The 25,014-nt window shown below is 30.7% G+C and carries 22 protein-coding genes; 16 read left to right on the top strand and 6 right to left on the bottom strand.

Translation table 11 applies throughout. The annotated features are described in order from the left end of the window. Window positions 1-63 precede the first annotated feature (63 nt). From GFJ99_RS02200 to GFJ99_RS02220, 5 genes are all read left to right on the top strand, one after another. Window positions 64-2,700 (top strand): TonB-dependent receptor, encoded by a 2,637-nt coding sequence (locus GFJ99_RS02200; RefSeq protein WP_153207349.1) that lies wholly within the window; start codon window positions 64-66, stop codon window positions 2,698-2,700. 78 nt (window positions 2,701-2,778) lie between these two features. Beyond that, window positions 2,779-3,132 carry a glutaredoxin family protein gene (locus tag GFJ99_RS02205; RefSeq protein ID WP_162523894.1) on the top strand — a complete coding sequence of 118 codons (354 nt, stop codon included), beginning with the start codon at window positions 2,779-2,781 and terminating at the stop codon, window positions 3,130-3,132. Beyond that, window positions 3,129-4,436 (top strand): MFS transporter, encoded by a 1,308-nt coding sequence (locus GFJ99_RS02210; RefSeq protein ID WP_153207351.1) that lies wholly within the window; start codon window positions 3,129-3,131, stop codon window positions 4,434-4,436. Before GFJ99_RS02205 ends, GFJ99_RS02210 begins: the two co-directional genes overlap by 4 nt. A gap of 1 nt (window position 4,437) precedes the next feature. Next, window positions 4,438-5,613, top strand: coding sequence for a fructofuranosidase/invertase (locus tag GFJ99_RS02215; protein WP_153207352.1), 1,176 nt, complete (start codon window positions 4,438-4,440; stop codon window positions 5,611-5,613). Window position 5,614: 1 nt separating this feature from the next. Beyond that, window positions 5,615-6,547 carry a carbohydrate kinase family protein gene (locus GFJ99_RS02220; protein WP_162523893.1) on the top strand — a complete coding sequence of 311 codons (933 nt, stop codon included), beginning with the start codon at window positions 5,615-5,617 and terminating at the stop codon, window positions 6,545-6,547. Here GFJ99_RS02220 and GFJ99_RS02225 read toward each other — a convergent pair. Both GFJ99_RS02225 and GFJ99_RS02230 read right to left on the bottom strand, forming a co-directional pair. Beyond that, window positions 6,544-7,596 carry a glycosyltransferase gene (locus tag GFJ99_RS02225; RefSeq protein WP_153207353.1) on the bottom strand — a complete coding sequence of 351 codons (1,053 nt, stop codon included), beginning with the start codon at window positions 7,594-7,596 and terminating at the stop codon, window positions 6,544-6,546. The genes GFJ99_RS02220 and GFJ99_RS02225 overlap by 4 nt on opposite strands. Continuing rightward, on the bottom strand, window positions 7,596-8,417 hold the full coding sequence (locus GFJ99_RS02230) for a UDP-2,3-diacylglucosamine diphosphatase (protein WP_153207354.1): 822 nt from the start codon (window positions 8,415-8,417) through the stop codon (window positions 7,596-7,598). The genes GFJ99_RS02225 and GFJ99_RS02230 overlap by 1 nt, the downstream gene beginning before the upstream one ends. A 120-nt stretch (window positions 8,418-8,537) precedes the next feature. Here GFJ99_RS02230 and trmB point away from each other — a divergent pair, with 120 nt between their 5' ends. The 10 genes from trmB to GFJ99_RS02280 all read left to right on the top strand — a co-directional run bounded on the left by trmB (window position 8,538) and on the right by GFJ99_RS02280 (window position 16,194). Next, on the top strand, window positions 8,538-9,212 hold the full coding sequence (gene trmB, locus GFJ99_RS02235; protein ID WP_162523892.1) for a tRNA (guanosine(46)-N7)-methyltransferase TrmB: 675 nt from the start codon (window positions 8,538-8,540) through the stop codon (window positions 9,210-9,212). Further along, a complete protein-coding gene (locus tag GFJ99_RS02240) occupies window positions 9,212-9,892 on the top strand; it encodes a LysE family transporter (protein WP_370454286.1) in 681 nt (226 codons plus the stop codon). Before trmB ends, GFJ99_RS02240 begins: the two co-directional genes overlap by 1 nt. Before the next feature lie 3 nt (window positions 9,893-9,895). Beyond that, a complete protein-coding gene (locus GFJ99_RS02245) occupies window positions 9,896-10,237 on the top strand; it encodes an MGMT family protein (RefSeq protein WP_153207356.1) in 342 nt (113 codons plus the stop codon). 167 nt (window positions 10,238-10,404) lie between these two features. After that, window positions 10,405-10,992 (top strand): YceI family protein, encoded by a 588-nt coding sequence (locus GFJ99_RS02250; protein ID WP_153207357.1) that lies wholly within the window; start codon window positions 10,405-10,407, stop codon window positions 10,990-10,992. 46 nt (window positions 10,993-11,038) lie between these two features. Next, window positions 11,039-12,445 (top strand): hypothetical protein, encoded by a 1,407-nt coding sequence (locus tag GFJ99_RS02255; RefSeq protein WP_153207358.1) that lies wholly within the window; start codon window positions 11,039-11,041, stop codon window positions 12,443-12,445. Window positions 12,446-12,505: 60 nt separating this feature from the next. Then, window positions 12,506-13,063, top strand: coding sequence for a YceI family protein (locus GFJ99_RS02260; RefSeq protein ID WP_153207359.1), 558 nt, complete (start codon window positions 12,506-12,508; stop codon window positions 13,061-13,063). Between the two features lie 204 nt (window positions 13,064-13,267). Then, the gene (locus GFJ99_RS02265) at window positions 13,268-14,410 is read left to right on the top strand and encodes an Mrp/NBP35 family ATP-binding protein (RefSeq protein ID WP_153207360.1); all 1,143 of its coding nucleotides are present in this window, start codon (window positions 13,268-13,270) and stop codon (window positions 14,408-14,410) included. A 1-nt stretch (window position 14,411) separates the two neighbouring features. Next, window positions 14,412-14,651 carry a NifU family protein gene (locus GFJ99_RS02270; protein ID WP_153207361.1) on the top strand — a complete coding sequence of 80 codons (240 nt, stop codon included), beginning with the start codon at window positions 14,412-14,414 and terminating at the stop codon, window positions 14,649-14,651. 75 nt (window positions 14,652-14,726) lie between these two features. Then, window positions 14,727-15,785 carry an NAD(P)/FAD-dependent oxidoreductase gene (locus tag GFJ99_RS02275; protein WP_153207362.1) on the top strand — a complete coding sequence of 353 codons (1,059 nt, stop codon included), beginning with the start codon at window positions 14,727-14,729 and terminating at the stop codon, window positions 15,783-15,785. A gap of 76 nt (window positions 15,786-15,861) precedes the next feature. Further along, window positions 15,862-16,194, top strand: a complete 333-nt coding sequence (locus GFJ99_RS02280; RefSeq protein ID WP_153207363.1) for a 2Fe-2S iron-sulfur cluster-binding protein — start codon at window positions 15,862-15,864, stop codon at window positions 16,192-16,194. Window positions 16,195-16,225: 31 nt separating this feature from the next. Here the strand turns inward: GFJ99_RS02280 and GFJ99_RS02285 are convergent, their stop codons facing one another. The 4 genes from GFJ99_RS02285 to GFJ99_RS02300 all read right to left on the bottom strand — a co-directional run bounded on the left by GFJ99_RS02285 (window position 16,226) and on the right by GFJ99_RS02300 (window position 21,813). Beyond that, window positions 16,226-17,008, bottom strand: a complete 783-nt coding sequence (locus GFJ99_RS02285; RefSeq protein ID WP_153207364.1) for a DUF3050 domain-containing protein — start codon at window positions 17,006-17,008, stop codon at window positions 16,226-16,228. Window positions 17,009-17,130: 122 nt separating this feature from the next. After that, window positions 17,131-18,309 (bottom strand): acyl-CoA dehydrogenase family protein, encoded by a 1,179-nt coding sequence (locus GFJ99_RS02290; protein WP_153207365.1) that lies wholly within the window; start codon window positions 18,307-18,309, stop codon window positions 17,131-17,133. Between the two features lie 72 nt (window positions 18,310-18,381). Further along, window positions 18,382-19,389, bottom strand: coding sequence for a hypothetical protein (locus GFJ99_RS02295; protein WP_153207366.1), 1,008 nt, complete (start codon window positions 19,387-19,389; stop codon window positions 18,382-18,384). A 60-nt stretch (window positions 19,390-19,449) separates the two neighbouring features. After that, complete coding sequence (locus GFJ99_RS02300; protein WP_153207367.1) at window positions 19,450-21,813, bottom strand: T9SS type A sorting domain-containing protein; 2,364 nt, start codon at window positions 21,811-21,813, stop codon at window positions 19,450-19,452. 129 nt (window positions 21,814-21,942) lie between these two features. Here GFJ99_RS02300 and GFJ99_RS02305 point away from each other — a divergent pair, with 129 nt between their 5' ends. Next, window positions 21,943-25,014: a DUF2723 domain-containing protein gene (locus tag GFJ99_RS02305; protein ID WP_153207368.1), complete on the top strand. Its 3,072-nt coding sequence runs from the start codon at window positions 21,943-21,945 to the stop codon at window positions 25,012-25,014.

Raw genomic sequence — 25,014 nt, forward strand, 5'->3', positions numbered from 1 at the left:
TAAAAATAATAATTTCGAAATATTAAACACAAAAATCTAACAATTAATTAAAATTATTACACAATGAAAGTAAACTTTACAATTTTCAAATTTGCCTTTTTGTTTTTGATTTTTTCAAGCTTTTTTTCGTTTGCGCAAAAAGGAAGCTTATCAGGAACAATTAAAGATAACATGGGAGTTCCAATTGGTGGAGCTAATTTATCCATTGAAGGAAGCAAAATTGGGACTTCTTCAGATTTTGATGGTGTCTATACAATTTCAGATATTCCTTCTGGAAAAGTAGTAGTTGTTGCATCATATCTTGGCTTTAAAACACAAAAAATTGAAGTCGTAGTAAATGGAAATACAAAATTAGAAATAGTATTAGAAGAAGATTCTACACAACTTCAAGATGTTATTGTTACTGGGGTTTTGAATCCTAAATCTAAACTAGAATCTAGTGTTTCTGTAAGTTCTGTTAATTCAAAACAAATAGAAGAAGCAGCTCCAAGGGTAACTGCAGAAGTTTTTCGTTCTATTCCTGGAATAAAATCTGAATCTACTGGTGGTGAAGGTAACGCAAATGTAACAGTTCGTGGTATTCCTGTTGCTTCTGGTGGTGGTAAATTCTTGCAAATGCAAGAAGATGGTTTGCCAGTAATGCAATTTGGTGATGTTGCTTTTGGAAATGCTGACATATTTTTAAGATATGACCAAACTGTATCTAGAGTTGAAGCAATTAGAGGAGGTTCTGCATCTACTTTAGCAAGTAATTCTCCTGCTGGAATTATCAATTTTATCAGTAAAAATGGAAGTGTTGAAGGAGGTTCTGTAACACAATCTATGGGAGTTGATTTTAATAATACAAGAACAGATTTTGAATATGGAACACCATTAAATGAATCTGTAAGTGTACATGTTGGTGGTTTTTACAGACAAGGTGAAGGACCTAGAAATGCTGGTTATACTGCAAATATTGGAGGGCAGTTTAAAGCAAATCTTACTAAAAAATTTGAAAAAGGTTATGCAAGATTGTATTTTAAATATTTGAATGATAAGGCAATTGGATATTTACCAATGCCAGTTCAGGTTTCTGGAACAAATGCAAATCCAAATTGGTCTTCATTACCAAATTTTGATATTTTACACGATACACAACACAGTGCTTATTTCTTAGATAATTTGTCAGTAGGTGCTGATGGTCAGCCTAGAAGAAGCAATATTGGAGATGGTATGCGCCCGGTTGCAACTTCTTTTGGAGGAGAGTTTTCTTTTGATTTAGGAGAAGATTGGAAAATTGAAAATCGTTTTAGACAAAATTTCCATAATGGTCGTTTTGTTTCCCCTTTTCCTGCTGATGTTCAAAATGCAAGTGCTTATGCAACAGAATTTGGAGTTGCAAATTTAACATATGCAAATGGTCCTAGAGTAGGTCAAAATTTTGACAACAATGCTTTGGCAATGCGAATTCATTTGTTTGATGTAGAAATTAATAACTTTAATAATTTTACAAATGATTTTAAAATTTCTAAAAAAATTGGAGATTTAAATTTTTCAGCTGGTTATTATAGAGCAATTCAGAATATTTCAATGTCATGGTTGTGGAATTCATACTTAATGGAAGTTAATGGAAATAATGCATCACTTCTTAATGCTGGTTCTGCTTCAACTAATGGATTGTATGCATATGGAGTTCCTTCATGGGGAAATTGTTGTACAAGAAACTACGATGCTATTTATGATATACAAGCGCCATATGTAGGTGCAGAATATAAAATTAATGAAAAATTTAATGTTGATTTAAGTTTACGTTTTGATTCAGGTACTGCTAGAGGTACTTATGCAGGTGCAACTCAAGCAACTGGTTTAGATGTAAATAATAATGGAATAATTGAGCCTAATGAAGCTAGTGTTTCAGTTGTAGATAATGCAAATAGATTGCCAATAAATTATGATTTTAGCTATGTTTCTTATTCGTTTGGAGCAAATTACTTGTTAAATGATTTTCAATCGGTTTTTGGTCGTCATAGTAAAGGTGGTAGAGCAAATGCGGATAGACTTTTATTTGGTTCGGCAGTTTTACCTTCTGGACAAGCATTGTCTGGGTTAAGTGCAGATAATGTTACTCAAACAGAATTAGGTTTTAAACATAGAAAAGATAAATTGTCTTTATTTGTTACTGGATTCCTTGCGCAAACTTCTGAACAAAACTGGGATTTTGCTGGTGGATCTCCAAGAGAAATTCAACGTAAATACGAAGCTTATGGTATTGAATTAGAATCATACTATAACATTAAAAAGTTTGATTTTGGAGGAAGTGTTACTTGGACTCATGCTAGAATAAAAGAAGATTTCTTTAATCCTCAATATGAAGGAAATACACCAAGACGTCAAGCAGATTTTATTTTTAATGCAAATGCTTCATATAAATTTGGTAAAGAAAATAAACATTTATTTGGATTCAGCGTAATTGGAACAACTAAATCTTATGCACAAGATAATAATGATTTGGTTATGCCTGGTTATGCTTATGTAAATCCGTTTATTAAATTTCAGTTAACAAAAGGATTATCGGCTTCATTAAATGCAAATAATATTTTTAATTCAATTGGAATTACCGAAGTAGAAGAAGGAAGTATTACTGAAAATACAAACAATATTGTAAGAGCTCGTTCAATTAATGGAAGAACAACTTCATTAACATTGGTTTATAAGTTCTAATAAAAAAAAATCATGTTTAGTTATCAATTCCTATATCATTATCTTTATGGTATAGGAATTGTTTTTAAATCATTTACAATGTCAAAAAAATCAATATTATTTTTAATTGTTTTATTCTTAACTAGTTTTAGTTTGGTTTTAGCTCAAGAAAAAAATAACACAGCTAAATCAGAAAAATCTTTAATAGTATATGGTAGCGATAGCTGTCCTCATTGTATTGCAACAAAAGAGTTTTTAGATAAAAAAAAGGTAGAATATAAATTTTTAGATATCGATAAAGATATTGAAGCATTAAAAGAAATGTTAGATAAATTAAAGAAGGCTAATATTAGTCTTTCAAATATTGAAATACCTGTAATAGATAATAACGGAGTCGTTTTTACAAATACAGCTAATTTTCAGGATTTTTTAGACAAACTAAATAAATTATGAGAAAAATTAAGCTCAGTTTTTGGCAAATTTTAAATATGAATGTTGGTTTTTTCGGAATTCAATACAGTTTCGGATTGCAACAAAGTGCTATCAATCCAATTTATGATTTTTTAGGAGCAGCTCCAGATGAAATCCCATTATTAAATCTTGCTGGTCCAGTAACAGGTTTGTTAGTTCAGCCTATTATTGGAGCATTAAGCGATAAAACATGGCATCCAAAATTTGGACGACGTAAGCCTTATTTCTTATTGGGAGCAATACTTTGTAGTTTGGCCTTATTAGCCTTTCCATTTAGTAGTTCTTTGTGGATGGCCGCTGGATTATTATGGATTTTAGATGCTGGTAATAATATGGCAATGGAGCCATATCGTGCTTTTGTTGCAGATAAATTAATAGAAGAGCAACAACCTATAGGTTTTCAGATGCAAAGTTTTTTTACTGGTTTTGGACAAACTTTAGCCAATCTTTCTCTGTTTATATTTCCGTTAATTATAATTGGAAAAACAGGTTCTTTGCCAACTTGGGTTTACGCATCATTTTTCTTAGGGGCTATTTGTTCAATTGGGTCTATTTGGTGGAGTATGAAAACTACAAATGAAATTCCACCATCAGAAGAAGAATTAGCTAGAATAAAAAGCAAAAAAGGAGGTTTTGTAGCGCCTTTATTAGAGATATTTTCAGCTATTAAAGATATGCCAAAAGTAATGTGGCAACTTGCTTTAGTTTACATGTTTCAATGGTATGCACTGTTTTGTTATTGGCAAAACTCCTCAAAAAGTATTGCTTTATCTGTTTGGAATGCTACTCCAAAATCAAATCCAGAAGCGTATGAGAAAGCTGTTAGTTGGACAGGTTTAGTAAACGGTTGGTATAATATTGTGACTTTTTTAATTGCTTTTGCATTAGTTGGTTTTGCTAAAAAATATTCAGCAAAATATGTGCACGCAGTATGCTTATTACTTGCTGCGATTGGGTTTTTAGTTTTTCCTCAAATAGAAAATAAAAACTTACTATTTTTTGCTATAACTGGTTTTGGTATTGGTTGGGCAAGTATGATGGGAATTCCATATTTAATGGTTGTTGCCGATATTCCTAAAGAACGTTATGGTGTATATATGGGAATTATAAATATGATGATTGTTATTCCAATGATTATTCAAAACCTTTCATTTGGTTATGTTTTAAAGCATTTTTTAAATAATGATCCAAGAAACGCAATCACTTTTGCAGGAACATTATTAATTTTTGCTGCACTTTTTACCTTAAATATTAAAACAAAAAATATAATAAAGTCAGACGTATAAAATGAGTACTATTTCTTATAATAAAAGTATAGAATTGTTATACAATGTGTCTTCTACTAATGGATTTGTAGCAAGTGCAGAGAACACGTCCAATTATAACAGAGTTTGGGCTCGAGATGGAGTAATTTGTGGTCTAGCGGCTTTAGCATCTGGAGATAAGAAACTGATTGAAACGTTCCGAATTACCCTAGAAACATTAGCAAATAACCAACACGAAATAGGAACAATTCCTTCCAATGTGATGATTAATGAAAAAACTACCGAAGTAAGTTATGGTGGTTTGGCAGGAAGAGTAGATGCGGTAACTTGGTTTATTATTGGAATTTGTCAATATGCATTCCATACAAATGATAATTCATTAATTGTTAAATATGAAGTTGAAATTGAAAAAGCTTTATTTTTATTAGAAGCTTGGGAGTTTAACAATAAGCATTTAATTTATGTTCCATTGTCTGGAAATTGGGCAGACGAATACATTACAGATGGTTATGTTTTATACGATCAATTGTTGCGAATTTGGGCTTTAAAAAACTATAATTATTTTAAGAAAAGTAAAAAATTAGCAAATAAAATTGAGCTTATAGTAAATCAAGTTGAAACTAATTTTTTGCCAAATTCAAATAAAGATAAATTTCATGAAAGAGCTTATAATGAAATAAAATTTAATGCTTATTTGCCTTGTTCCTTTTCACCATCAGGTTATAAAAATCAATTTGATGCATTTGCTAATTCTTTAGTTTTAATGTTAAATATTGGCTCAGATTTTGTGCAAAAAGAAATAATAAATTTTTCTTTTACTTTAGCCCAAAGCACAAAATTAGGATTAGTTCCTGCATTTTGGCCTCCTATTTTAGAATCAGATATACATTGGGATTTGCTAAAAGATAATTGTAAATATGAGTTTAGAAATTTTCCTTATGAATTTCATAATGGAGGGAGTTGGTCAATGGTGAATGGTTTTTTTGCTTTAGGATTATTAAACCATTCTGAACATGAAAAATCTAGTATTATTCTCGAAAATATTAATAATGCAAATGCTATAAATGAGTATTCGTTTTATGAAAATTTCAATACAGATACTATGGCGCCAAATGGTGTTTCGAATTGCGCTTGGAGTGCAGCTGCAGCAGTTTTACTTCATCAAGCAATAAATAATAATTTTAAAATAGTACTTTAAAGTGAAAACTATAGATATAATATGTGTTGGAGAAGTTGTAATCGATTTTATTGGTCATGAAATCAATACTTCAATCAATAAAACAAAAGATTACCATCGTTTTTTGGGTGGTTCACCTACAAATGTGGCGGTTAATGCTTCCCGAATTGGATTAAAACCAATATTGGTTGCTTCATGTGGCCAAGATGGTTTAGGAGATTATATAGTAAGAAAACTTAAATCTAACAATTTAGATGTTTCTTACATAAAAAGAATAAGTAATTTACCAACTTCAATTATTTTAGTTTCTAAGTCAACAGAAACTCCAGATTTTATTCCGTATAGACAAGCCGATTGTGATATTACTATCGATCAGTTACCTGACGAAATGATACAAAATGCTAAAATTTTTCACACTACGTGTTTTGCTTTAAGCAAAGATCCTGCAAGGAATACAATTTTAAATAGAGCAAAAAGAGCAAAAGATTTCGGATTAAAATTAAGTATAGATCTGAATTATTCAGAACGAATATGGCCAAATAGAGAAGAGGCCAAAAAAGTGATTAAAGATTATTTAAAAAATGATCCATTGCTAAAAATTAGCGAAGATGATTGTTTTCGTTTTTTTGAAGAAGTAAAATCAGAGGATTTCATTTTTGATTATTTTCATAATTTAGGAGTTACAACTATTTGTTTAACAAAAGGGAAAAATGGTGTTGTGGTTTCAGATATTCATGAAGGTTTGTTTTTTCAAGAAGCCGAATTTATTCAAGAAGTTAAAGATACAACTGGTGCAGGAGATGCTTTTTGGACAGGTTTTTTATATGCTCAAATAAAAAATAAAAATATTAAAAACAGTATATCTATTGCTCAAAAATTGGCGTCTTTAAAGTTACAAAGTGTAGGAAAACTTCCAGAAAACATAGATTTAGAATCGTTGTTTAACCTAATCTAACTATTAAATAATTTAAATAATTCGTTCCAGTTTTGCGCTACAGATACATCTTTAAATCCTTTGTAAAAAGGAATTTTTTCTAGTTTAGAGACTTTAAATTTTTCTTGTTTACAACTAGGCGCTATGATTTCCGACTTTAATTTTTGAGCTAAATATTCTTGTTCATATTGACCAGGAGTGGGTATAAAAAAGGCTTTTTTCTCTAATTTAGCTAAATCCATTATTGTTGTATAGCCTGAACGACATAAAATAACGTCACTTTCGTTAAAAGCGGTAGCCAATTCTTCAGAATTCATAAAGTTATAATACGTAATTGTATTTACTTTTTCAACTTGTTGTGATGGCTCAATAACGCCTTTTACAAACAATATTTCTTTATCGGTCTTTTTTAATTCCTTATTTAATTTATTTTCAAGCATCGTTCTTTGAGGTTCCGGGCCCGATAATAAAACCATTATATCGTACTTAATAGGTAATGCTTTTTTTTCAATTCTACTTAAGGGTCCTATATAAGTTATTTTATTTTCATACTTTTTAGTATGACCAAGTTTTCCAGATAAATTTTCTACTCCGGCAACATCAGGAACCCAACAAGCTGTAAATCGTTTTACATATCGAAAATGAAGTTTTGTAGTTATCCAAGAAGTTTTTCCTGAAAGTACATTTAATTGATGGGTAATAAAAACAGATGGCACTTTACTGGAAAAAGCTCCCAAACGATTATCACTTATAATGCCGTCAATTTCATAATTTTCAACAATTCTATTTATTTTTCTCTTTTCTTTTTTAACAGCTGCCAACATTTTTGGCATTTGAAACAGTAATTTCCATTTAAAATTTTTTCCTTTTTCTGCATATTTAATGTTATATGCAGGTAATTCAATACTAATTAATTTTGGAAATTCTTTTTTGAGTAAGTGTAATGCTGCTCCGTCTGAAGCAATAATAGGTTCAAAACCATTTTCTTCTAGAGCTTTTATTATAGGAATACATCTTGTAGCGTGACCTAAACCCCAATTTAAAGGTGCTATGAGTATCTTTTTTTTCATTATTTTTTTAAAATGGCAATAAATTGCTCGGCTAACTTGTTCTCATCTTCAAAATTATACTCATTTTCCGTTATACGTAAATTACGGTCGTGCTTATAAAGTTTCCATTTTTTATTGTTGTATTCTAAAGCTGTTAAATTTTCAATCCAATCGCCTGAATTTAAATACATTGTATCGCCTTTTTCATTTTCCATAAATTCAATTTTTGGCTCATGAATATGTCCACAAATTACATAATCAAATTTATTTTCAATTGCTATATCAACACAAACATTTTCAAAGTTAGTAATAAATTTAACAGCAGATTTTACATTGTTTTTTATTTTTTTCGAAAGCGAATAAGGTTCTTTGTTGAATTTTGATAAAACCCAATTTACAAAACGATTTATAAGAATTAAAATATCATAACCCCAACCACCTAATTTTGCTAGCCATTTTGCATGAGTAATTGATGTGTCAAAAACGTCTCCATGAAAAATCCAAGCTTTTTTATCATCTAACTCTAACACTAATTTATCTATTAAACTAATATTTCCCATGTGTAAATCTGTAAATTTTCTTAAAAACTCATCATGATTTCCTGTAATGTAATAGATTTTTGTCCCTTTTGTACTTAGCGAAATAATTTTCTTAATTACTTCTAGGTGTTGAGACGGGAAATACGACTTTCTAAATTGCCATATATCTATAATATCGCCATTTAAAATTAGTGTTTTTGGTTTTATAGAAGATAAATACTCTAGTAATTCTTTAGCATGACAACCATACGTTCCAAGGTGAACATCCGAAATAACTGCCACTTCAACTTTACGCTTCTTCAAAATAAAAGTTTTATGCAAAAAACGATATTTAATCTAATGTTAAGGTTATTGAAACATTATTAAAAGTTTATTTGTAGTGCTAATTATTTCCTTAATTTTGTCGAATAAATAAAAGAAGTTGTGGGAAGTAAAAATAAATTAAAAAGATTTAGCGAAAACGAAACGTTTGAAAATGTTTTTCAGCCAACGAGAGAAGAAGTTGTAGGGGATCAATTTCCATTAAAAGGAAAGTGGAATAAAGAGTTCTTTAAGAACGACAATCCTATTGTGTTAGAATTAGGTTGTGGAAAAGGAGAATATTCAGTTGGTTTAGCAGAAAGATTCCCTGAGAAGAACTTCATTGGAATTGATATTAAAGGAGCAAGATTTTGGCGTGGCGCTAAAACAGCTGTTGATTCTGGCATGAACAATGTTGCTTTTGTTAGAACCCAAATAGAATTAATTAATCATATTTTTACAGAAAATGAAGTTTCTGAAATTTGGATAACATTTCCAGATCCTCAAATTAAATACAAAAGAACAAAACACAGAATGACAAATTCTGAGTTTTTAAATAATTATAAAAAAATATTGAAACCTAGTGGTTTAATGCATTTAAAAACAGATTCAGAATTTATGCATGGCTATACATTAGGATTATTACATGGTGAAGGACATGAGGTAATTTACGCCAATCATAATATATATAAAAATGAAGGAGCGCCGTCTGAAGTTACGGGTATTCAAACTTTTTACGAAAGTCAATATTTAGAAGTGAACAAACCTATTACTTATATACAGTTTAAAATTAAGTAATAAATGTTACTTTTTTCAGTTTAAACTTTTATACTTTTGATAAAAATCTATTTATGACTTTTGTATTAGCTATTTTTTTAGGATTAATTATTTCTATTGTTGGAATAATTATTCCGGGTATGTTAAACATGACCATTGCCAAAATAAGTGTCAATGAAAATCAAAAACAAGCAATAAATTTTGCATTAGGTGCTGTTGTTATCGTTTTTGTTCAAAGTTTTTTAGGTACTTATTTCGCAAAGTTTTTAGATGCTAATCCTGTTTTTAGTGATGGATTAAAAAAAGTAGGAACTTTTATTTTTATTGCTTTAACAATAGCTTTTGTTATTATGGGAATAAAAGCTAAGAAGCAAAAAGAAATCGAAGTTAAAATTGAAGCTAAAAGGAATCGTTTCTTTTATGGTATGGCATTATCCTCTTTTAATATGTTTGCTATTCCTTGGTATGCTATTACTAGTTTAATGATGGCTTCAAAAGATTTGTTCCAATATGATATGATTTCTATTGTTTTATTTTCATTAGCAGCAGCAGTTGGAACTTATTTTGTTTTTTACTTGTATGCTCGTTTTTTCAAATTAATAGAACACAAACTTACTTTTATTGTAAAAAATATTAATTTTTTAATTGCAGCATTAACGGGTTTTGTTGCCATTTCCTCTCTATATAAAATGTATTTTTAATATTTGTCGAAGTCAACTTCAAATAACGACAACTTTTTTGAACGAGTTTATGAAATCGTTCGCCAAATTCCAGAAGGTAAGGTTACTTCTTATGGTGCCATTGCAAAAGCTTTAGGAACGGCTCGTTCTGCCAGAATGGTAGGTTGGGCAATGAATGCTTCTCATAATATAGAAGATGTACCGGCTCATAGAGTAGTAAATAGATTTGGATTACTTTCTGGTAAACATCATTTTGAAGGGACTAATCTTATGCAACAACTTCTTGAAAATGAAGGTATAAAAATTAACGAGAACCAAATATTGGATTTCGAAAAACATTTTTGGGAACCTAATCCAAATAAGTAAAAATACCTTATTAATTATTTATATATTAAAGTCTTGTTAAACAATTCTTAAAATAATTGTAACTTTTTTTAACAAATGTGACAATTGTCATGTTCTACCTTTTTTTTTCGACTGAAATTTGTACTATAAAATTAGAACAAATAATAATTCGATAAAATTTAGGTATTATGAGCAAATTAAAAACACAGTTTAAAACATTACTTACAGTATTAATAGTAATGTGTAGTTTTAACACTATTGTTGCACAAGAATCTAAAGTGGTTTTAGCAGAAAGTAAATTAGAAGTGTTTGGAACTTCAAATTTACATGATTGGGAAATTCAAGCTAAAGCAATGAGTGGAAAATCAACAATGTCTATTGAAGAAGCCGATTTAAAAGCAATTAAAAGTTTAGACTTTTCAGTAGAGGTTGAGCAACTAAAAAGTGGTAAAAACGGAATGGATAACAATACATTCAAAGCTTTAAATAGTAAAACTTACAAAACCATAAACTTCAAATTAGTAAGTGTTTCAAAAATCACAAAAACAACAGATGGTAATTTCACAGTAGAAACTCAAGGCGATTTATCAATTGCTGGTGTTACTAAAAGAATTAATCAAACTTTCTCTGTTAAGGTTTTAGGTAAAAAAGCAGTTTTTTCTGGAAAAACAAAAATCGACATGACGCTTTACGGAGTTAAGCCTCCAACAGCACTTATGGGAACGATTAAAACCGGTAAAGACGTAACCATCGATTTTAAAGTAACATACAATTAATTCAAAACGAACTTATAACTAAAACAAATAATAAAAATTTCAAATCATGAAAACATTAATTAAATTATCAGTACTGATAGCAGCCTTAAGTTTTACAGGTACAACACAGGCTCAAGCCCCTACTTTTGGGCAAATGCAAAATATGATCCCAAGAGATCAAAGAGCAATTAATCAATTTGATGTTAAAAAAGACACTGTTGAATTTAAAGGGATTAGCATTGATTTAGGTGGTGCTTTTGCATTGCAATTTCAAGCAATGAATTCTTTTAATGATCAACCAAACGGGACTTATACGGCTTCAAATGGAGCAACAATTACAAATTACAGATTAAATAATTTAGAAAATCAATTTAATTTGCCAACTGCAAACATGACAATTGGGGCTCAGTTATATGACGGTGTTCGTGTAAATTTAGATTTATATTTAGCAGCAAGACACCATAACGAAACTTGGGTTAAAGGTGGATATTTACAAATCGACAAATTAGATTTCATTAAAAAAGATTTCTTAGCTGGATTTATGAAATATGCTACTATTAAAATTGGACAAATGGAAAACAACTACGGTGATGCCCATTTTAGAAGATCAGATAACGGTAGTGCTTTAGTAAATCCGTTTATCGAAAGTAATATTATGGATTCATTTACAACTGAAATGGGTGCAGAGGTATACTACAACAGAAACGGGTTTGTTTCAATGTTTGGTATGACAAATGGTAAATTAAATCAGAATGTTACAGAGTTTGTTCCTGGTGCAACAACTGTTGCAACACCAGATCAAAACACAACAGTTAGTCCAACAATTTTAGCTAAATTAGGATTTGATAAACAAATTAATACAGATTTAAGAGTAAGATTAACAGGGTCATTATCTCACAACTCAAACATGAGTGGTAATCCATGGAGTTCAGATAGAGCAGGTAGCCGTTATTACTATGTAATGTCTCATGCTGCTTATAATTACAATGCAACAAGTGTTACAAATAATGCTACAACAGATTTAGCTGCTAATCCAACAACTGGTAGATTTAATCCTGGATTTGGTAACTGGTTTACAACTGTAATGTTCAATCCATTTGTTAAATTTAAAGGATTTGAATTCTTTGGAACTATCGAATTAGCTCAAGGTGGTGATAAAAAAGGTGTAGATGAAGCTCGTAAAGTAAATCAATACGCAGGAGATGTTGTATACAGATTTGGTACAAACGAAAAATTCTATGTAGGAGCAAGATATAATGTAGTTTCTGGAAAATTATCTAATGCTACAGATAAAGTAAGTGTTAATAGATTTGAATCTACAGTAGGATGGTTTATGACTAAAAACATTTTAGCAAAATTAGCTTACACTTCTCAATCATATAATGATTATTCTCAATTTAGTGGAAATAGTTTAAATGATTTATACGGTGGTAAATTCAACGGATTAATGTTTGAAGCAGTAATCACTTTCTAATAAAAATTAATAAATTCAAAAGCGAAAAGCTATTCTGCTTTTCGCTTTTATTTTAAAGTTATGAGAGCAATTCATGTAATAGTAGTTTGTATTCTTTTAAGTTTTGGTTTTTCTAAAAATCAAACAAAAGTTAAAATCACGAATAAAAGTGAGGTTATCATTAAAGGAAAATCAAATGTAAATAGTTTTGAATGTAAGTATAATTCAGAATTTATTGAAAAAGATTTACATGTTTCAATTACAAGAAACAATTCTAAAATTGTATTAGAAGGTGCTAAACTTGAAATAAAAAGTACCGGTTTCGATTGTGCTCATAAAATGATTACAAAAGATTTTAAATCTATACTTAAAGCAGATGATTATCCTCATATTGAAATAAATGTGATAGAAATAAACACTGCAAAAGAGAATATTACAACTAAATTACATGTAAAAATTGCCGGAACAGAAAAAGAATACATAGTTCCAGCAACATACAATCAAAGCAAAGGGAATGTAAAAGGACTTTTGAAATTGAATATCAAAGATTTTAAATTAAAATCTCCTAAAAAATTATTAGGCATGGTGGTAGTTAATGACAATGTTGAAATCTTTTTCAATTTATTTTTACAATATTAATAATCCCTTTTTCGGTTAGTTTAAAAAGCAATCTTTATTTAAAAGGTTGCTTTTTTTAATACAATAGATTCTAACTATCAAATTATAAAAACTTTAAACATCTAAACTTTTAAACTCCTAAACTTCTTATTATCTTTGCAATCTAAATTCAGTCTGAATAAAAATGTAAATTTGTTTTATAAGACGGATATAAAATTCAAACAAATGAAACTAGATAGAAAAGAAATTTTAACTGCTCTAGAAACCATTTCGGTTGCAGGAGAAGGAAAAAACATGGTAGAAAGCGGTGCGGTTCAAAATGTAATTACTTTCGGAGACGAAGTTGTGGTTGATTTACTTTTATCAACACCTGCTTTACATATAAAAAAGCGTGCAGAAGTAGATATTATAAAAGTAATTCACGAAAAAGTTTACGAGAAAGCAAAAGTTAAAGTAAATATTAAAGTAGAAGCGCCAGAAAAACCAGAAAACCCTAATTTGATTAGAGGAAAACAAATTCCTGGAATTTCAAATATAATTGCAGTCGCTTCTGGAAAAGGTGGTGTTGGTAAATCTACTATTACTGCCAATTTAGCGGTTTCCCTTGCGAAAATGGGATTCAAAGTAGGAGTTTTAGACGCTGATATTTACGGACCTTCAATGCCAATAATGTTTGATGTTGAAAACTCAAAACCAATTTCAGTTGAAGTAGATGGTAAATCTAAAATGCAACCTGTTTCTAGTTATGGTGTAGAAATTCTTTCTATTGGATTTTTTACAAAACCAGATCAAGCTGTTATTTGGAGAGGACCTATGGCTGCGAAGGCTTTAAATCAAATGATTTTTGATGCCAATTGGGGTGAGTTAGATTTCATGCTTATCGATTTACCTCCAGGAACAGGCGATATTCACTTATCAATTATGCAGTCGTTACCAATAACTGGTGCAGTTGTGGTAAGTACACCTCAAGCTGTTGCATTAGCCGATGCTAAAAAAGGAGTTTCGATGTTTATGTCAGAATCTATAAACGTTCCGGTTTTAGGAATTATAGAAAATATGGCTTATTTTACTCCTGAAGAATTACCACAAAATAAATATTATATCTTTGGAAAAGAAGGGGCTAAAAATTTAGCAGAAGATTTACAAGTTCCTTTGTTAGGTGAAGTACCATTAGTACAAAGTATTCGTGAAGCTGGAGATTACGGTCGCCCAGCAGCGTTACAAACGGCTTCAGTTTTAGAAGGTGTTTTTGAAACGATTACAAGAAACCTAGTGCAAGAAACGGTAAATCGTAATGAAACTTTGCCTCCTACAGAAGCTATTAAAATAACAACAATGGCAGGATGTTCTGCTGTTAAAGGAAAATAATATGACTACAATAGAAATAAAAAATAACGTTGAAAAAGCGTTAGAAGAAATTCGTCCGTTTTTGAATTCTGATGGAGGAGATATTTCATTAGTAGAAATTATAGATGATAAACATGTAAAAGTACGTCTAGAGGGCGCTTGTACCAATTGTAGTTTAAGCATCAGTACTATGAAAGCAGGTGTTGAAACTACCATAAAAAAGTATGCGCCTCAAATTGAAACAGTAGAAAATATTGCATAGTAAATGGATAGTATGATATAAATCATATTTATACTTTTTACTAGTTTGTTACTTTGCTAACTCAAAATTAAAAAAATGATTCAAACAGATATTCTTATAATCGGTGCAGGTCCTACGGGACTTTTTACCGTTTTCGAAGCCGGATTATTACAATTAAAATGCCATATTATTGATGCCTTGCCTCAGCCAGGCGGGCAGTTAGCTGAGTTATATCCAAAGAAACCTATTTTTGATATTCCAGGTTATCCTTCTATTCTAGCCGGAGATTTGGTTACTAATTTAATGGAGCAAATTAAACAGTTTCAACCTGGATTTACGTTAGGAGAAACTGCTGAGACCATTGAAAAATTAGAAGACGGAACATTCATTGTAACCACTAATGAAGGAACAAAACACCAAGCAAAAGCTATTGCAATTGCAGGTGGTTTAGGTACTTTTGAACCAAGAAAACCTGTCCTTAAAGATATCGAATTCTACGAAAAAGAAGATCGTGGAGTAGATTACTTCGTAAAAGATCCAGAAAAATACCGAGGAAAAAATATTGTAATCGCAGGTGGAGGTGACTCCGCTTTAGATTGGAGTATTTTCTTGTCGAATGTTGCGAATTCCGTGACTTTAGTTCACAGAAGAAACGAATTTAGAGGTGCTTTAGATTCGGTTGAAAAAGTACAAGAATTAAAAAACGCTGGCAAAATTAAATTAGTCACTCCTGCAGAAGTTGTTGGATTTAATGGAAGTGAAAGAATAACCGCTGTTGATATTGAAGTTAACGGAGCTAGAATGAAAGTAGAATGTGATTATTTCATTCCGCTTTTTGGTTTAACTCCAAAATTAGGTGCAATAGCCAACTGGGGATTAGAAATTGAAAAAAATGCTATCAAAGTAAATAATGCGTTAGATTATCAAACCAATATCGATGGAATTTACGCTATTGGTGATGTTAATATTTATCCAGGGAAATTGAAATTGATTTTATGTGGTTTTCACGAAGCGACTTTAATGTGCCAAAGTGTGTACAATAGAATCAATCCAGGAAAACGTTATGTGTTAAAATATACTACCGTTTCTGGAGTAGATGGTTTTGACGGAACACGAAAAGAAGCTGAAAAAGCCGTTGTAAAATCGATTGATTAAATAAAAATTTTGTTTTAAGTTTCAGGTTTCATGTTAAGCAAACCTTAAACTTGAAACCTGAAACTTGAAACTAAAAATGCCACAAGACGTAACCATTTTCATAACCGACAGAAACGGAGTTAAACACGAAGTGTTAGCGCCCACCGACATGAATATGAACATCATGGAGTTAATTCGTTCTTATGAATTAGCCGAAGAGGGAACCGTTGGTGTTTGTGGCGGAATGGCCATGTGCGCTTCTTGTCAATGTTATGTGTTAAACGATGTAATCTCGTTAGAGCGCAATCCAGATGAAGAAGCAATGCTTTGGGAAGCCTATCACGTAAAGGATAATTCACGATTAGGTTGTCAAATTCCAATCACCGAAGATTTAGAAGGTTTAGAAATTGAAATAGCACCAGAACAATAAAAAAAGCGAGAAGTAATTCTCGCTTTTGCTTTTATACTAATTCATGTTTCAATTCCACTTGCTCTTCAATAGCATTCCAAAGTCCAATTCTTTTTTCTAAGGCTAAAACTGAAATTTCTTGAACTTCTTTCCATTTTTGTTCAGAATCACCACATAATTCAGCAATCATTTGCATCGCCATTGGTCCGTGTTCGTCAGCATCTAATTCAATATGTCTTTCAAAATAATAAATTAGTTTTGATAAATCAGTTTCAGGAAAATTTTGCTGAAAGTTTTTCAAGATTTCAGTAAACATATTCGGAATTAAATCTTCTCTTCCAAAAGTAAATGCTGCCGCAATTTCGTGTGGTTTTCCTTGTTCAATTACACGGAAAGTGAAATCTAAAAACGCTTTCACATTCGGAGGTAAATCACTTTGCTTTATGGATACAAAAATGTTTTTTGTTTCTTCCACATTCTTCAAAAATACATTAATTTGAGTTGTAGAAGCGCCACATTGCATCATTGCATCTAAATACATCTCAAAATGACTTTGACGAGTTCCGTCCAATGTTAAATCGGTTTCTTCTGCTACAACTATCTCGTTAATTAAATAACGAATTTCCGGATTTCCAATGGGTAACCACGGAGTAGTAGTACAAGTCAATTTGTTTTGCAAGGCTTTTAATAACGACATAAAATCCCACACCGCATAAATGTGGTTTTCTAAAAAACAATGTAAATCGTCAATCGTTTTTACTTTGTTGTATAACGAATGGTTTAATAATTGTTCTTTTTGACTTTGGATCGATTGGTTTATGGTTTGAATTTTCATAACAATTGTTTTATTACTATACGAAATTTTATTCCCGTTTGGTTATTATTTCATGTTGTACAAATGTAAAAATGCTTCCCTGAAAAGAGAAGCATTTTGTATCAATTTTATCTATTGTTTAATTACTTGAAAGCAGGGAAACCTGTAACATCCATTCCTGTAATTAACAAGTGAATGTCGTGAGTTCCTTCGTAAGTTACCACAGATTCTAAATTCATCATGTGTCTCATGATAGAATATTCGCCTGTAATTCCCATTCCGCCAAGCATTTGACGTGCATCACGAGCAATCGTTAACGCCATATCAACATTGTTTCTTTTTGCCATCGAAATTTGAGCTGTAGTAGCTTTTCCTTCGTTTCTTAAAACACCCAATCTCCAAGTTAATAATTGTGCTTTCGTGATTTCGGTAATCATTTCAGCTAATTTCTTTTGTTGTAGTTGAGTTGCTCCAATTGGTTTGTCAAACTGAATACGTTCTTTTGAATATCTCAAAGCAGTATCATAACAATCCATTGCTGCTCCAATAGCTCCCCAAGCAATTCCATAACGTGCCGAATCTAAACATCCAAGTGGCGCTCCTAATCCAGATTTGTTTGGTAATAAGTTTTCTTTTGGAACTTTTACGTTGTCAAAAATAAGTTCTCCAGTAGCTGAAGCTCTTAACGACCATTTGTTGTGTGTTTCAGGAGTTGAGAAACCTTCCATTCCTCTTTCCACGATTAAACCGTGAATTCTTCCTTCTTCGTTTTTTGCCCAAACTACTGCAATATCAGCAAAAGGCGCATTCGAAATCCACATTTTAGCACCATTTAAAAGATAATGATCGCCCATATCTTTAAAATTAGTTACCATTCCACCTGGATTTGAACCGTAATCTGGCTCTGTTAAACCAAAACAACCAATGAATTCTCCAGTGGCTAATTTTGGTAAATATTTCATTCTTTGTTCTTCGTTTCCATATTTCCAAATAGGATACATTACTAATGAAGACTGAACAGATGAAGTCGAACGTACACCCGAATCTCCTCTTTCAATTTCTTGCATGATTAATCCGTAAGAAATTTGATCTAATCCGGCACCACCATATTCCACTGGAATATACGGACCAAATCCGCCAATTTCTCCTAAACCTTTTACGATTTGATGTGGAAATTCTGCTTTTTGAGCGTATTCCTCAATAATAGGAGATACTTCTTTTTTTACCCAAGCACGTGCAGCATCACGCACCATTTTATGTTCGTCAGATAATAATTCGTCTAATAAATAATAATCTGGAGATTGAAATAAGTCTGGTCTCATAGTTTTTGATTTGAAAGTCACAAAAGTAAGTAAAGATTTTTAACAAATCAATGAACAAGTGTTATAATTTTGCTACGATTTTAAGGGTGTGCTTTTAATTAAAGAAGAAATTGTAATGATGTTTAAGGGAAATTCGACCAACACATGTAAAACACTTAAAAACAATAATACAGAAAGACCAAGCGTGTAGTCATATAAATAGATGCTTATTGAAAGAAGCCAAAGTGTTAGAATAACAATTGATTTTCTTTTTGAAATTTTTCTGTGCCAACCTATAATTGATGTTTTTGAAAACCAATTCAGATAATGATATGTGTAAGCAAAGGCAATAAATATTTGAATCTTTAAATCAATAATTTCATAAAAGAAAAATGTAGTGCCGTCGTTAATGTTGAATAGTTTTGATATTGATGTGTTTAGAATATAAAAGTTGTTATCTATAATTATTTTTTTAATGGTATCGGAAAAATGATAGGATGAATTGTCAATAGAAATAAATGTTACTATAAGTGGGATTATTGTTAATAGTAAAATGTTTAAATATCCATTTGTAGATTTAGATTTAGTATTTCCATACCACATAAAGATTAAAGTAAAAATGTACACATGAATTAGTGTTGGTAAAAACACACCGATCAATATATTATAGATAGAAAATTTTTTTAAAAAGAACATTAACAATATTCCAATTGTAAGGAATAGTACTTGTTTTTTTATTGATTTGTAAAACAAAAAAGCAAATGCAAAAAGGAGTGCTATTAAAAAAAAATTATTGGAGTAGTTTATAATATATTGCGTTAAGTTTTTTGTTATGGGATGCTCTAAAATAGGTTTTAAAAAAGATATTTTTGGGGTAATTCTAATAGAAATTAAGAATGCTAAGCCAAGAGCTAAATAAATCCACAATTTGTTGGCAACAAAATATTCTTGGTCTCTTACCCAGTTTATTTCTGTTAAATAGTGTAAAGGGCCTAATATTGCATAAGAAAGCACAAAAAGTTCAAATGGAAAAACATATGCTAATGCAAAAGAAAGTATAATTAAAAAAGTATTTAAAGGTTCTATTTTTATATTGTTCATTTTGTAAAAATAAAAAAGCTTCGAATAAATCGAAGCTTTTTTAAATAAATAAAACAATTATTATTTAATAATCATTTTTTTGCTGTCAAACATTTTTCCGCCAATAAACATTGTGTAATTGTACATTCCAGAAGCAAGGCCTCTAGTGCTTATATTTAGTTCTTTTTCTCCTGTTTCATTTAAATCAACAGAATCAATAATTTTTCCACTCATATCGCTAAAAATAATTTTTGCGTTTGCGCTATCAACAGGTAAATAGTATTTTATTGTTGAAGTATTATTAAAAGGATTTGGAATATTTTGATACAGGATAGGTCCTCTTTCTCGACCTTGGTTGTGAGAAGGTGTTGCTAGAGTTCCTCCACACGCACAATCTTCAATTATGTCTAATCTACTTAAAATTGCATCTATTTGTGTTTGTTGGTTAGCATTTTCTGTTTGTAATGCAGATAATATTGGAGATAAATCAATATTTACAGAAGTACCATTTTCAATTGCAATAGTCAAGGTGTTTCCAGATAATGTTGCCGACGTTAAATTCTGAGAATCTGTGTTTACATAAGCAGATAAATCTACTGTTGTACCGTCGTTAGTTAAGCTTAATGTATTTCCTGATAAGCTCAAATCTTGTGCGTCTGTTCCTGCAAAAGTTGATAAATCAATAGTGTTTGTTCCGCCAGAAATGCTTAAAGTAGATCCTGATAGTGCTAATTCTTGTGCGTCTGTATTGTCTAAATAGCCCGATAAATCTACTGTTGTTCCGTCGTTAGTTAAGCTTAACGTATTACTTGATAACGTTAAATCTTGTGCATCTGTATTATCTAAATAGTTTGTTAAATCTATTGTATTAGTTCCGCCAGAAATACTTAAAATATTACTACCGTCAATTGCTAATTCCTGAGCATCTGTATTAGTGGCGCTTGACCAAGCTGCTCCGTCCCAAGCATAAAGTACTTTGTCTTCTGTGTCATAAACCATTAAGCCTTCGTCAGTTGTTGTTAAACTTCCTTCTAAAGTTGTTCTTAATGCATTTGTTAGTCTATTTATTTGTAAACCTTTGTTGGTGTCTGCCAAATCTAAAGAAGCATTAGGGTTTGGAGTATCTGTTCCAATACCTACGCTTAATGGATTAGTAACACCACCAAGAACCATTGTATTATCATTTACTGCTGTTGCAGCATTTCCTATTGCTACTGAATTATTTCCTTGTACATTTGCAGAATGTCCTATAGCAATATTATTGGTTGGAAGTAATGCTCCCGGGTCTGTAGAAGTTGCTCCATATCCTAATACAATAGTACCATTTGCTTGCGCTACAGAATTTGAACCAATTGCTATAGCTTGTAAATTATCAATGTCTACATTGTTACCAATACCTACGGCATGGTCAGCTGTAGCTGTAGTGTTTGCGGCATTACCTAGAATAACAGAGTTATTTCCTCTAACATCATGATCGTGACCTAATGAAATTGAATATTGACCATCTGCAAAGGCTCTGTTACCTATCATTAGCACATCATTTTGACTTGGTGTTGCATTATATCCAATAAAAATATCGTTTGAACGCACGTTATTATCAAAATTAGCTAATGAACCCATTCCTACATTGTATTGTCCTTCTCTATTGGTAAACCCACAATAATACCCTAAATAGGTGTTGTGATTGGCATTTGTTGTACTATTTGTTCTGTTGTTGTCCCAACCAGACATAGCTCCTACGAAAGTATTGTAATCGGCATATTCGGTTGCAACTCCAGATGCCGCCCCTATAAAAGTGTTGTAAATACCATCTCCAACATCTATTCCAGAAGAATCGCCAAGTGCAGTATTATGGTGACCAGTATCTATGTCAGTCAAAGATTCACTTCCTACTCCAACATTTCGATAAGCAGTTCCGTTTGTTGCAGCTAAGCCAAATCCTCCTGCTTCATTTCCAATAAATACATTTTTATATCCCGTTACAATAGAACTTCCAGAATCTTCTCCTAAAAATGCATTTTCATAACCTGTTGTAACATATGTGCCTGATTCTTCTCCTATAAAAGTATTGTCATAACCAGTAGTGTTATTTTCTCCTGATTCTGTACCAAAGAATGTATTGTCTCCACCTGTTAAATTTAATCTTCCAGATTCCATTCCTACAAAAGTATTGTCGAAACCCGTAGTGTTTGTGTAGCCAGCCCTATAACCAATAGCTACATTTTCGCTGGATGTATTATTTTTTCCTGCAGCAAAGCCAAGAAATACGGTATAGCTTCCTGAAGTAAGATTGGAACCAGTGCTGTCACCATACATGGTGTTGTAGTCTCCTGAAGTAATAGATACTCCAGAGCCTGTTCCTTGTACTTCATTTAAAGTTTGTGCTTGTGTATTTGTTGATAAAAACAAGCTGATTCCTAAGAATAAAAGTAGTTTTTTTCTCATGATAACGATTGAATAGTTTTTGCTAAAATAAGTAATTCTTAGTAAAGCACCTATTTTTTTATTTTAAATTCTCTTTTTAACCTAGTTTTATACTTAAATCTATTATATTGCGTTTTTATTTTTGCTATCATGAAAAAAAAGGAAAAAGTAATAGAGCTTACACTCTTCATTTTTATTTTCTTGGTTTATGCTTTTTCGGTATCTAATACTATTACTTTTTGGGATAGTGCTGAGTTTATAACAAGCAGCCACAATCTACAAGCATCACACCCGCCAGGAGCTCCGTTCTACACTTTATTTTCAAATTTTATTTTATTGTTTTTTCCAGCAAGTTGGGCTGCTATAATAAGCAATCTCATTTCTGTTTTCTTTGGTGCTTTAACAATTGTTTTATTGTATAAAATAACACGTTTTATAGCCTATAAAATTCTTGAAGGTAGTCCGTCCAAAAACAATAGCGTAATTGCTATTTTTGCTGGATTAGGAAGTGCACTAACTTTATCTTTTTCAACTACTTTTTGGACTGTTTCTACTGAAGCAGAAGTATATACCATGTCTTCTTTTTTATTGTTACTGGTGTTTTACTTAATGTTATTGTGGAATGCAAGTGAAGAAGTAATTAAGTCAAGAAAAATATTACTAGGAATTGCTTTCTTACTTGGCCTTTCCATAGGGGTACATTTAATTAACTTATCTATTATAATTCCTTTGTCTATTTTGTGCCTCCATAAAAAAAAGGGTCTAGATTGGAAAAATGTAATTATAACATTGTTTTCAAGTATAATATTGTTTTTAGTAATTTATACTATTGGAATACAAGGTTTCTTAAAAGTAGCATCTTTTATAGATATACAATTAGTTAATAATTATAATTGGCCAGTAAATTCAGGATTATTTGTTTTAATAGGGATGTTTTCTGTTGTACTTTTTTTTGGTTTAAAAAATGCTAAAAAGAAAAGAAAAAGAATAACTTTTAACGTGCTTTTAGCGATTCTTTTTTTTGCATTAGGAACAAGTTCTTATATAATGCCTTTTTTGAAAAATGCTGTTATTACTCCTTTTTCCAATCAAATTGCAACAAGTAATGATTTGCTAAAATATATTCAGGCAAAACAATTTGGTGTAGATAATATTCCGTTACTAAAAGGTGCTATTTTTAATGCGCCTTTAGATAAAGATTTTCCATTTCTGAATTCTGAACCAATTGTCTCGTATGACGCAGAAAGTAATAGATATGTTACTACTGATGACGGAAAGTATAGTAAAATAAATTATGCCAATGAATTTGATATGTTTTTTCCAAGAATGTTTAGTCAAAAACCAATTAGTGCAACAGGATATTCTAATTGGGTAAATATTAAGGGTGAAAAAATTACATATCCTGTTAAAGGAAAAGCAACAGATTTATTAAAACCAACGTTTACCGAAAATTTAACTTTTTTTAAAAATTACCAAATAGATTGGATGTATTCGCGCTATTTGTTTTGGAATTTTATTGGAAGGCAAAATGAGAATAAAGGAACTGGTGATGTTTTAAACGGAAATTGGATTAGTGGAGTCAATGCTTTTGATAAATATAAAATAGGAGATAAATCAGTAATTCCAGATACGTATCAAAACGATAAAAGTAATGACGGATATTACTTTTTACCCTTTATTCTGGGAATATTAGGCTTATTTGCTTTAAGGAAAAATAAGGCTTATTTTTTTACTACGCTTATTTTTTTCTTAACTTTTGGATTAGGAATAATTGTTTACTTAAATCCAGTTCCGGAAAGTGTTTTAGTCAGAGAAAGAGATTATATCTTTTTAGGTTCATTTATAGTTTTTTCACTTTGGGTAGGACTTTCAATTATAATAATTTACACTTGGTTAAGTAAAATAACTTCTGAAAAGGTAAAAATTGGAATAGTTTCAGTAGTTGTTTTTAGTTGTGCGCCATTTCAGTTATTAGCTAAAAATTGGGATAATCATCAAAGAAAGAAGGATAATTTTGCTTATGATTTAGGAAAAGCATATTTAGATTCCTGTCCTAAAAATGCTATTTTGATTACAAATGGAGATAATTTTACGTTTCCATTATGGTATTTGCAAGAAGTTGAAAGCTACAGAACAGATGTGAGAGTTATTAATTTTGATCAACTTAACTTAGAGTCTTATATAGATAAACTAAAATATAAAAGTCTAGACTCGGAACCAATTAATTTCACTTTTTCGAAAGTAAATTATATAGAAGGAAATCCAAAATTATTTCCACTAAAAAAAGAAACGGGCCAACCTGCAGATGTAAAATTAGTTTTAGAATTTTTAAATAATGAAAAAACGAAAATAAATTGGAACGGAAAGCAGCAACATTATATCCCAGCAGATGTTTTTAAAGTAGCTATTGATTCTTCAAAATTTGAATATAATTTATTTGATTCGAAAGCATTAAAAGCAAATTATGTTAGTGCAATAGCATGGAAATATAGTAAAGATTTTTACGCGCTAAATGAATTAATGTTGATGGATATAATTCAAAATAACATTCACGAGAAGCCAATTTGCTTTGCGGTAAATGGACAATTTGATCATTATTTAGGCTTACAAGATTTTATGATTCACGAAGGTTTTGTAGAAGTTTTGTCGCCAATGATAAGAAGAAATAAAGAATTGAATCCTAAAATAGTAGATACAAAAAGAGTGTATTCATTGTTAATGGAAACAATGCCTTTTGGTAAATTTAATAATGAAACAGAATTCATTCGTTTTGAAAATAGAGAATATATACAGTCTATTGTTAGGCGAAATTATTATTTTTTAGCCCAAGCATTAATTGAAGACGGAGAGAATGATAAAGCAAAATTAGTTTTGGATAAATGTTTATTGTCATTTCCGAGTAAGACGATAGCTTATAAGCAATTTGCCTTTGCTTTAGGTAAATTGTATTATAGAATTGGTGATAGTCAAAAAGGGGAGGAGGTTTGCTTAAAAGCTATGGATAATGTTTGGGAAGAATTACAGTGGATAACATCAGTTGATAACCCGGGGAACCCAATTCTGAATGTGAAAAAAGCTTCTAAATTAAAAGAAATGTATGAGCAAATGATTAATCAGCTTGCTAATTATAACAGTGAGGAAGCAAATAAAAGAAAAATGGAGTTGGAAGCATTTACAAGACATTTTTCTATATGGTTATCTAAAAATTGGCCTTATAATTAA

The sequence above is a fragment of the Flavobacterium sp. LMO6 genome (assembly GCF_009495795.1).
In the GTDB taxonomy this organism is placed as follows: domain Bacteria; phylum Bacteroidota; class Bacteroidia; order Flavobacteriales; family Flavobacteriaceae; genus Flavobacterium.